Annotated in this window: 8 protein-coding genes; 7 read left to right on the top strand and 1 reads right to left on the bottom strand. The window is 70.3% G+C overall.

Going from position 1 to position 10,227, the window contains the following annotated elements; all coding sequences use genetic code 11:
• Positions 1 to 25 precede the first annotated feature (25 nt).
• Positions 26 to 1,705 carry a steroid-24-oyl-CoA synthetase gene (gene casG, locus ABD327_RS16800; protein WP_344451331.1) on the bottom strand — a complete coding sequence of 560 codons (1,680 nt, stop codon included), beginning with the start codon at positions 1,703 to 1,705 and terminating at the stop codon, positions 26 to 28.
• A gap of 248 nt (positions 1,706 to 1,953) precedes the next feature.
• On the opposite strand from casG, the gene ABD327_RS16795 reads away from it, so the two are divergent.
• The 7 genes from ABD327_RS16795 to casI all read left to right on the top strand — a co-directional run bounded on the left by ABD327_RS16795 (position 1,954) and on the right by casI (position 10,224).
• The gene (locus ABD327_RS16795) at positions 1,954 to 2,685 is read left to right on the top strand and encodes an SDR family NAD(P)-dependent oxidoreductase (protein ID WP_344451330.1); all 732 of its coding nucleotides are present in this window, start codon (positions 1,954 to 1,956) and stop codon (positions 2,683 to 2,685) included.
• A gap of 84 nt (positions 2,686 to 2,769) precedes the next feature.
• Complete coding sequence (locus tag ABD327_RS16790; RefSeq protein ID WP_344451329.1) at positions 2,770 to 4,149, top strand: ABC transporter substrate-binding protein; 1,380 nt, start codon at positions 2,770 to 2,772, stop codon at positions 4,147 to 4,149.
• Between the two features lie 102 nt (positions 4,150 to 4,251).
• Positions 4,252 to 6,531 carry an ABC transporter permease gene (locus ABD327_RS16785; protein ID WP_344451328.1) on the top strand — a complete coding sequence of 760 codons (2,280 nt, stop codon included), beginning with the start codon at positions 4,252 to 4,254 and terminating at the stop codon, positions 6,529 to 6,531.
• Complete coding sequence (locus ABD327_RS16780) at positions 6,518 to 7,249, top strand: ABC transporter ATP-binding protein (RefSeq protein WP_344451327.1); 732 nt, start codon at positions 6,518 to 6,520, stop codon at positions 7,247 to 7,249. Before ABD327_RS16785 ends, ABD327_RS16780 begins: the two co-directional genes overlap by 14 nt.
• A complete protein-coding gene (locus tag ABD327_RS16775) occupies positions 7,246 to 8,028 on the top strand; it encodes an ABC transporter ATP-binding protein (RefSeq protein ID WP_344451326.1) in 783 nt (260 codons plus the stop codon). The genes ABD327_RS16780 and ABD327_RS16775 overlap by 4 nt, the downstream gene beginning before the upstream one ends.
• A gap of 5 nt (positions 8,029 to 8,033) precedes the next feature.
• Positions 8,034 to 8,399 (top strand): hypothetical protein, encoded by a 366-nt coding sequence (locus tag ABD327_RS16770; RefSeq protein ID WP_344451325.1) that lies wholly within the window; start codon positions 8,034 to 8,036, stop codon positions 8,397 to 8,399.
• A gap of 115 nt (positions 8,400 to 8,514) precedes the next feature.
• Positions 8,515 to 10,224 (top strand): steroid-22-oyl-CoA synthetase, encoded by a 1,710-nt coding sequence (casI, locus tag ABD327_RS16765; RefSeq protein WP_344451324.1) that lies wholly within the window; start codon positions 8,515 to 8,517, stop codon positions 10,222 to 10,224.
• The last annotated feature ends 3 nt before the right edge of the window (positions 10,225 to 10,227 follow it).

Here is a 10,227-nt window from a genome sequence, read left to right as displayed (position 1 = left end):
GGGCGTTCTCCGCCGACCGGGTGTCTCAGCTGGGGGAGGCGGCCGAGGTCTCCGGGGAGAGGCCGACGGTGTTCTCGACATCGCGGCGGATCACCTTGCCCGTGGCGTTGCGGGGCAGGGGGGAAGTGGTGATCTCCCAGCGCGACGGGACCTTGAAGTAGGCCAGGCGCTCCTTGGCGAAGCCGGCCAGCTCCTGCTCGGAGGCGGGCTCGCCGGTGAAGACGACGACGGCCATGACCTCCTGGCCCAGGTCCGGGTGCGGGGCGCCCAGGACGACGCACTCGTGGACCCCGGGGTACTCGGCGAGGACGTTCTCGATCTCGACGGGGTAGACGTTCTCGCCGCCGCGGATGATGAGGTCCGAACGGCGGGTGGTCAGCCGCAGGCGGCCCTGGTCGATCATGCCGATGTCGCCGGTGCGCAGCCAGCCGTCCGGGCCGATCGCGGAGGCGGTGGCCTCCTCGTTGTTCCAGTAGCCGAGCATGACGTACGGGCTGAGCACGCAGACCTCGCCCTCCTCGCCCTCGGGCAGCGCCCTGCCCTCGGCGTCGCGGATCTCCAGGCGGACGCCCGTGACGGGGCGGCCCAGCGTGCCCGGGGCCTGCTCGAGGTCCATCGGTGAGGCCACGGCGATCGCGGTGCAGGACTCGGTCAGCCCGTAGCTGTCGACGAGGGCGCCGCGGGCGGGCGGGAAGGCCTCGGTCAGCCGCGCCTTGAAGGCGGGGGAGGAGGGCGCGGACGCCAGCGCGAACGCGGTCAGCGACGAGAGGTCGTACTTCGAGACGTCGCCGTGCTCGAGGATCCGGTGCGCCATGGTCGGCACGGCGCCCCAGTTGGTGACCTTCTCCTTCTCCACCAGGCTCAGTACCCGGTCGACGTCGAACCCGCCCTGGTACATGACCACCGTGCTGCCGGTGGCCAGCCGGGGCACGGCCAGGTTGTGCAGGCTGGCGATGTGGAACAGCGGCAGCGCCAGCAGGTAGCGGCGGTCCTCGGGCCTGCTCTCGATCCCCCACTTGGCGGCCATCTCGACGATCATCGCGTCGTTCACCCGGTGGTACTCGATCACAGAGGCCAGGTTGCGGTGGCTGTGGACGGCGCCCTTGGGCCGCCCGCTCGTCCCGCTGGTGTAGAGGATGACGGCCGGGTCCTCCGGAGCGGCGTCGTGCACCCGCAGCTCGGCGCCCCGGTGCCGCTCCACGGCGGCGGGAACGCCCTCCTCCAGGGTCAGCACCACGGCCCGGTCCCCGATCTGGGCGGCCCGCTTGGCGTCGGCGATGACCAGCTTGGGCTCGGTGTGGCCGAGGGCGTACTCGATCTCCAGCGGCGCCCACCAGGCGTTGTAGCCGACGGCCACGGCGCCGACGGCGACCGCCGCCCAGAACGAGACGATCCAGTCCGGGACGTTGGCGGCGTCGATGGCGACGCGGTCGCCCGGCCGCACGCCGTGCTCCTCGCGCAGCGCCTCGGCCAGCGCGGCGACCCGCTCCGCGTGCTGGGCGTAGGTGAGGCGTTCGGTGACCGTGACGATGTAGTCGCGCTCGCCGAAGCCGACGGAAGCGGTGAGCACCTCGCCGAGGTTGCGGGCCGCGCCGACGAAACCGGGCGCCGGATGTCCGGGCGTCTCGATCAGTTCGAACGCCCCGCCGGGGCCGGTCAACCCGCCCATGATCTCGGCCATCATGATCGCCGGATCAGTGCTCATGCAATCCTCCTCGTTCGCGGCGCCCGCGCCCGCACAAACCGGTACAGGCCGCTCATTCTCGCCGTGATCCCGCTCACTGCCCGGAGGTTCCCGATGAGTGGGACCTGCGGTTTCTCCACGCCGATTCACTTCATTCCGCTGAGTGGGACTGAGCGGATGGGGTGGTTCCGGTCACTTCACTATGTCGATTCACTGTGACCCACACAACAGGAGAAACATTGCGAAGCCTAGCCGGGAAAGTGGCGCTCGTGACCGGCGCCGGGCAGGGCGTCGGTCAGGGCATCGCGTTGGCCCTCGCCTCGGAGGGCGCGGACATCGCGGTGCTCGGCCGGACTCCGGCCAAGCTCGAGGACACCTGCGAGCTGATCCGCGGGCGCGGAGCGAGGGCGGAGGCCTTCGCCTGCGACGTGGCCGACACCGAAGCCATCCCGGCGCTGGTCGACCAGGTGGCGGAGACGTTCGGCGGAATCGACATCCTCGTCAACAACGCCTACTCGGGAGCCTACGGCCCGCTGCTCACGCTGAGCGACCGCGCCTTCCAGAAGGGGTTCAAGACCGGGCCGTTCGCCGCCTTCGCCTTCATGAAGGCCTGCCACCCCCACATGAAGCAGCGTGGAGGCGGGGACATCGTCAACCTGGTCACCTCGGCCATGGTCCGCTGGGACCCCTCCACCTACGGGGCGTACGCCGCGGCCAAGCAGGCGCTGAAGTCGCTGACCCGCACCGCCGCCGCCGAGTGGGGCGTGGACGGGATCCGCGCGAACGCCATCGCGCCGCACGCCCTGTCGCCGGGGCTCAAGAGCTGGACCGAGGCCTTCCCGGAGGAGGCCGAGGAGTTCCGCAAGACCATCCCGCTCGGCTACATCGGCGACTGCGAGCAGGACATCGGCCGGGCGGTCGCCGCCCTGGTCGGGCCCCACATGCGCTATCTCACCGGGGCGACCGTGCCCCTCGACGGAGGCCAGGCCTACTTCGGCTGACCGCCGGACCAAGGATTTTCCTTCTCCCCTCACCACCCCGACCGGGGGACCTTCGGGTCGCCCGGTGAAAGGAAAGACCCCCACATGAAGGTGAACAAGTTCGGAAGCCTGTCCGCAGGCATCCTGTCCCTGGCGCTCTTCGCCACGGGCTGCGCGGGCGAGCGCTCCGGCACGGACGGCTCGTCCGAGGGCAACGCCGACAACAGCACCTCCGACAACGCCTTCGGCACGCTGGCCTCGCCGTGCGGCGCCGGCGACGCCAAGGGCGCCACCGCCCAGGGCGTCACCGACTCCGAGATCGTCATCGGCTACGGCGACGACCGAGGCTTCACCAAGGCGCCCGGCCTGAACAAGGAGATGGGCGACGCGGTCGCCGCCATGATCGCGTGGTGCAACGAGCAGGGCGGAATCAACGGCCGCAAGATCAAGGGCAACCAGTACGACGCCGCCTACATGCAGTCCGTCAGCGTCATGCAGAAGGCCTGCAAGCAGGACTTCATGCTGGTCGGCCAGGGCTTCGCCCTGGACGACGCGGCCGAGCAGTACCGCGTCGGCTGCGACCTGCCGACGGTGGCGGGCTTCACCGTCGGCGCGAACGCCTCGATGGGCCCGAACAAGTTCGAGGCCGTGCCCTACCCGGTGGACCACTACAACGCCGCGAACCTCAAGATGTCGCTGGAGAAGTTCCCCGAGATGAAGGACGGGCTGGACACGATCAGCTCGACCTCCGCGGCGGTGGAGGCCGGCACCCAGAAGATCGTGGACGTCCTGGACGGCCTGGGCGTCGACGTCAAGAACTGCGGTGTCAAGCTCAACGCCGCCGGTGACGCCAGCTACGTGCCGTTCGCCGAGAAGTTCAAGAAGTGCGGCGTCAAGGCGCTGTGGACGTCCAAGAGCCCCGACCCGGCGTCCTTCAGCATGCTGGAGGCCCTGGACCGGGTGGGCCTCGACGTGCCCCTGGTCTTCGAGTCCACCTGGTACAGCGACTACGTGAAGCAGTGGAACACCAAGGGCCTGGGCGACAACATCCACCTCAACACGGTCTTCCAGCCGTTCGAGAACGCCGACAAGGTGCCGGCGGTCAAGAAGTACCAGGAACTGGTCGCGGCCAAGGACGGCAAGCCCGCGCTGCTGGGCATGCAGGCGACCTCCGCGTTCCTGCTGTGGGCCACCGCGGCCCAGAAGTGCGGTTCCGACCTCACCCGTGAGTGCGTGACGACCGAGCTGTCCAAGGTGCACGAGTGGGACGGCGGCGGCCTGCACGCCCCGACCGACCCGGGCGCCAACATGCCCGCCAAGTGCTCCATGATGCTGAAGCTCACCGGCTCCGAGTTCGAGCAGGTCCTCCCCGCCGAGGCCGGCAAGTTCCAGTGCGCGGACGACAACGTGGTCAAGATCGACAAGAAGCTGTGGGGCACCAAGCTCAACGCCGACCGGATCTCCACCACCTTCCTGAAGTCCTGAAGTCCTCCCTGATCGGGCCCTGGGCCTGATCGACGGCGGGCCGGCCATCTCCCCGATGGCCGGCCTGCCCGCCAGTTCTCCCTCACTCGCACAAGGGCGACCATGACCACCTTCCTTACCTTCACGATCCTCGGGCTCGTTCTGGGGTCGGTCTACGCCATCGCCGCGTCAGGTCTAGTCCTCACGTACAACACCTCCGGCATCTTCAACTTCGCCCATGGCGCGCAGGCCATGCTGGGCACGTTCTTCTACTGGCAGCTCACCGTGGGCTGGGGACTGCCGGTGTGGTTGTCCCTGGTGCTCGTCGTGGGTGTTCTCGGCCCGCTCATGGGCATGCTGCTGCACAGCGTGATCATGAGGGGACTGCGCGGCGTCTCCGACGTCGCCAAGATCGTGGTGACCGTCGCGGTCATGCTGGGGACGGTGTACCTGTCCCAGTGGATCTGGTCCCCGGAGGAGTCCAGGACCCTGGACATGTTCTTCGGCACGGACGCGTCGGTCGAGGTGGCGGGCGTGGTCGTCCGGGTCCACGAGATCATCTGCCTCGCGGTGGCCGTGGGCATCGCCGTCGGCCTGCGCCTGCTCTTCCACCGGACCCGCACCGGTGTGGTCATGCGCGGCACCGTGGACGACCCCGACCTGCTGCGGCTCAACGGGCACGACCCCGAGCGCGTCGCCATGCTGTCCTGGGCCATGGGCTCGGGCCTGGCCGTGCTGGCCGGCATCCTCATCACCCCGATCAGCGGCGGCTCGCTGGAGGCCAACGCGCTGACCCTGCTGGTCATCGACGCCTTCGCCGCCGCCATGTTCGGCCGGCTGCGCAGCATCCCGCCGGCCTTCATCGGAGCCATGGTGCTGGGTCTGGCCGCCACCTATGTGACCGCGTACTTCCCCACGGACTGGACCTGGACGGGCAACTTCCGGGTCTCGCTTCCGATGATCATCCTGTTCGTCGTCATCATCGTGCTGCCCCAGGACCGGCTGCGCGGCGCGGCGGTCCGCACCCGCGAGCGCTTCCGGGTGCCCTCCGTGCGTGCCGCGCTGGTGTGGGGCGCGGTCCTGGTGGGCGGGGTCTTCCTGTACTCGCTGCTGCTGGAGGAGCCGGGCATCACCACGCTCGGCCTCGGCATGGCGTTCGCGATCATCGCGCTGTCGCTCACCGTGCTGACCGGCTACGCGGGGGAGATGAACCTGGCCCCGCTGTCCTTCGGCGCGGTCGCCACCGTCACCGCCTTCCACTTCGGCGTCACCGGCTCGGGCCTGGACGCGAGGCTCACCCCCTGGGGCATCCTGCTGGCGGTCGCGGCCACCGCGGTGGTGGGAGGCCTGGTCGCGCTGCCCGCGCTGCGGCTGCGCGGCCTCTACCTGGCGCTGGCCACCCTGGCGTTCGGAGCGCTGCTGTCCAACATGGTGCTGCGCGACACCACCGAGCACACCCTCTTCGGCGTCGAGTTCGCGCTGTTCCCCGACGGCACGCTGATCGTCCCCAAGCCCAGGCTCGGACCGCTCGACCTGAGCGACCCGCTGGTGTTCCTGCTGTCGTGCACCGTGCTGTTCGCGCTGATCGCCCTCGGGCTGGTCGCCCTGCGCAACAGCGGGTACGGCAGGCGGCTGGCCGCGATGAAGGACAGCCCCGCGGCGACGGCGATGCTCGGCCAGGACCTGGTGAAGCTGAAGTTCGGCGTCTTCATGCTCTCGGCCGCGATCGCGGGCCTGGGCGGCATCCTGATGAGCTCCGCCAGCGGCTCTGTCGAGGGCGACAACTTCGGGATCATCGCCAGCCTGGGGCTGGTGATGATCGTCGTCGTGGGCGGCATCGGCTACGTCAGCGGCGCCCTGTTCGGCGGGCTGATCACCGGTGCGGGCTTCGCCGTCCTCATCGGCACCTTCAACGAGCTGGCCGTGGCCCACCCCGAGTCGGCGACGATCTTCCGGTCGCTGGGCAGCATCGTGATGGTCGCCACCGCCCTGATCGGTATGGGCGTCGGCAAGAACCCCACCGGCTCGGTTCAGGACCTGTTCGACGGCTACCGGTCGCTGCGGAACGCCAAGCCCGTGCTGTTCGGCGGCGGCGCCCTCGTGGCCGTGCTGTACGTCCTGGCACTGATCGGGGTGTTCGGCGCCTGGACCTTCTCCCTCATCACCCTGGTCGTGGCGTTCGCGCTTCCGGCCATCGGCGCCAAGCTCATGCCGCACGCCGTGGAGGCGACGGGCGGGCATGCCAAGAGCGCCGAAGCCGCTCCGGGAGAGATCCGCGACGACGAGCCGTACACCGACGACCTCCGCGACCGGCTCGACCGGGCGCTGGGCCTGCCCGCCCGCACGGGCGACGGCCGGCCCGCCCAGACCGCAGAGAAGGGAGACGTCCATGCCCTTGCTTGAGACCCGGGGCGTCACGGTCCGCTTCGGCGGCAACACCGCGGTGGACCAGGTGAGCATCGGAGCGGAAGAAGGCCGGATCACCGGCCTGATCGGACCGAACGGCGCGGGCAAGACCACGCTGTTCAACACGATCACCGGGCTGCAGAAGCCGACGGAGGGCAGGGTCCTCATCGACGGGACCGACATCACGAAGCTGCCCCCGGCCAAGCGCGCCAAGCTCGGCCTGGCCCGCACCTTCCAGCAGCTGGAGCTCTTCCTGTCCCTGTCGGTGCGCGACAACGTCAAGGTCGCCGGGGACATCCTGCGGGCGACCACCCGCAAGCGCATCGACATCGACAAGGAGACCGACCGGATCCTGGAGTTGACCGGTCTCGCTGATGTCGCGGACCGGGACGTCTCCGACATCCCCACCGGCCGGGCCCGGGTGGTGGAGGTCGCCAGAGCACTGATGACCTCGCCCCGGGTGCTGCTGCTGGACGAGCCCGCCTCGGGCCAGACGGAGCAGGAGACCGAGGCGTTCGCCGGGCTGCTGAGCGGCCTGGCCGACGACGGGCTGGCCATCTGCCTGGTCGAGCACGACCTCCCGCTGGTGATGAAGCTGTGCGCCACCATCCACGTGCTCGACTACGGCGCGGTCATCGCCTCCGGCACCCCCCAGGAGATCCAGCGGTCCCCCGAGGTCATCGCGGCCTACATCGGCACCGAGGAGGTGGCATGAGCACGCACGGAGAGGGCGGCGCGAGCGCGTCCCCGAGCGCGTCCCCGAACGCAGGGGGCGGTGCTCCGGCGGCCGAGGCGCAGGCCCCGCTGCTGGAGCTGGTGGGAGCCCGCGCCGCTTACGGTGCGATCCCGGCGCTCCACGGGGTGGACCTGACCGTCCCCGCCGGGTCGGTGGTCGCGCTGCTCGGCCCCAACGGCGGCGGCAAGTCCACCACCCTGAAGGTGTGCGCCGGGCTGATGCCCCTCACCGGGGGCGAGCTCCGGCTGGCCGGACGCCGGGTCAACGGCCTGTCCGCCCAGGACGCGGCCCGGCTGGGGGTGTGCTCCATCCCCGAGGGCCGCGGCGTCTTCCCCAACCTGACGGTCCGGGAGAACCTGTGGATCACCACCGGCACGGGCGTCGACCTGAAGAAGATCGAAGAGATCGCCTACGCCCGGTTCCCCATCCTCGGCAATCGCCGCGACCAGCTCGCCGGCTCGATGTCCGGCGGTGAGCAGCAGATGCTCGCGCTGTCGCGGGCGCTGGCCACCGACCCGGCCGTCCTGCTGCTCGACGAGCTGTCCATGGGCCTGGCGCCCATGATCGTCAGCCAGATGTACGAGACGGTCGCCGAGCTCGTCGCGGGCGGTCTGTCGGTGCTGGTGGCCGAGCAGTTCGCCCGCGTGGTGCTGCCGATCGCGGACATCGCCGCCCTCATGCTCCACGGCCGCATCGTGGCCACCGGCCGGCCCGATGAGATCGAAGGCCGTCTTTCCAGCGAATACCTAGGAGGTTGACCCATATGAGCACGACCCACAGCGAAGAGCGGCGCGCCAAGTTCGCCCAGGACGTGGCCGGACAGAAGATCGGCTCCGGCGGCAACGCGTCCGCCGCCGACGGAAAGTTTCGGATCCTCGGCATCGTCGTGATGATCCTCGGCGTGGCGGGGACCTTCGTCGCCTACAGCAACTCCCTCGCCCTGGACGACAACCGGGACATCGCCTCGACCCAGATCCTGGCGATCGCGTTCGTGGCCGTCACCCTGCTGGGCGCGGCGCTGTACGTCGCCGCCGCCGTCACCCGGGTGCTGCGCCTGTGGCTGATGCGCCAGCTGGCGGAGTCCCAGGCCCACACGGAGGCCGTCACCGAGGCGCTTTCCCGGCGTTGACCAGCCGGTAAGCCCATCGCTCCCGGTCAGCGGGATGCCCCCGAGCCGGGGGCATCCCGCTGACTTAGTTTTACCGGGCACCCTTACGGGGGGTGCGTGTTTGGAGGAAATTCCGTTGGCTCAGTCGACCCCTGACATCTTCGCCCCGGTCAAGCCCGGGCCGGTCACGGTGCGCAACGAGACGATCGCCGAACTGCTGCTGGCCCGCATCGGGGACGACCGCCCCGGCCTGCTCAGCGGTGACGACGCCTGGACGTGGGACGAAGTGGTCCGGGAGAGCGCGGCCCGCGCCTCCCTGGCCGCGAGGCTCCGCCAGGACGGCCCGTTCCACATCGGCGTTCTGCTGGACAACGTGCCGGAGTACATCCTGTGGCTCGGCGCCGCGGCGCTGGGCGGGGCGACCGTCGTCGGGATCAACTCCACCCGGCGCGGCGCCTACCTCGAGCAGGAGGTCCGGCACACCGACCTCCAGCTGGTCGTCACCGACCGGGCGGGGCTCGAGCTGCTGGACGGCCTCGACATCGGGGTGCCGCGCGAGCGGTTCCTGCTGATCGACGACGAGAAGTACCCGGCCCTGGTCGCCGAGCACGCCTGCGAGCCCGCCGCGGACCCGTCCGTCGACCCGAAGACGCAGCTGCTGCTGCTGTTCACGTCCGGGACGACCGGCGCCTCCAAGGCGGCCCGCTGCTCCCAGGGCAGGCTCGCCGAGCTGGGCCGCAACAACAGCGCCAAGTACGACGTCAAGCGCGAGGACGTCTGCTACTGCCCGATGCCGCTGTTCCACGGCAACGCGCTGATGGCCCTGTGGGCCCCGGCGCTGGCCGCGGGCGCGACGGTCGCGCTCACCCCGAAGTTCTCCGCCTCCGGCTTCCTGCCGGACGTGCGGCGCTACGGGGCCACGTTCTTCACCTACGTCGGCAAGGCCATCGGCTACATCCTGGCCACGCCCGAGCAGGACGACGACGCGGGGAACACCCTCACGCACGGCTTCGGCACCGAGGCCTCGCCCGAGGACCGCGCCGAATTCCTGCGCCGCTTCGGCTGCAGGCTGGTCGAGGGCTACGGCTCCAGCGAGGGCGCGGGCATGATCAAGCAGACGCCCGACACGCCCGTCACCGCCTTCGGCCGCCCCATGCACGCCGGAGTGCGGATCGTCGACCCGCAGACCCGCGAGGAGTGCCCGCCCGCCGTCCTCGACGAGCACGGCCGGGTCGCCAACCCCGAGCAGGCCATCGGCGAGATCGTCGACACCGACGGCGCGGAGAAGTTCGAGGGCTACTACAAGAACCCCGAGGCCGACGCCGAGCGCGTCCGCCACGGCTGGTACTGGACCGGCGACCTCGGCTACCTCGACGGCGACGGGTTCCTGTACTTCGCCGGCCGGTCGGGAGACTGGATCCGGGTCGACTCGGAGAACATCTCCGCCCTGCACAGCCAGCTCGTGCTGCGCCGCCACCCCAAGGTCATCGACGCCGTCGCGTTCGCGGTGCCCGACCCGCGCTCCGGCGACCAGGTGATGGCCGCGGTCGAGGTGTCCGAGGGCACCGCCTTCGAAGACCTCGACCTCCCGGCGTTCCTGGCCGCCCAGAACGACCTGGGCACCAAGGGAGCCCCCCGCTTCGTGCGCTTCTCCCACACCCTGCCCACCACCGGATCGGGGAAGCTGGCCAAGAAGCAGCTCCAGATCGAGGGCTGGCGCACCGACGAGCCCGTCTACCGGTGGGTGGGACGGGGCGCCCCCGACTACACCCCGATGACCGAGGCCGACAAGGAGGCGCTGCGCGAGGAGTTCGTCGCCAGCGGCCGACTGCGCTTTTTGCCCTGACCA

Origin of the sequence: Actinocorallia aurantiaca (assembly GCF_039533685.1) — a bacterium.
Lineage (GTDB): Bacteria > Actinomycetota > Actinomycetes > Streptosporangiales > Streptosporangiaceae > Actinocorallia > Actinocorallia aurantiaca.
Note: the sequence above shows the minus strand (reverse complement) of the source record. Positions and strands in the feature narration are given on the sequence as shown.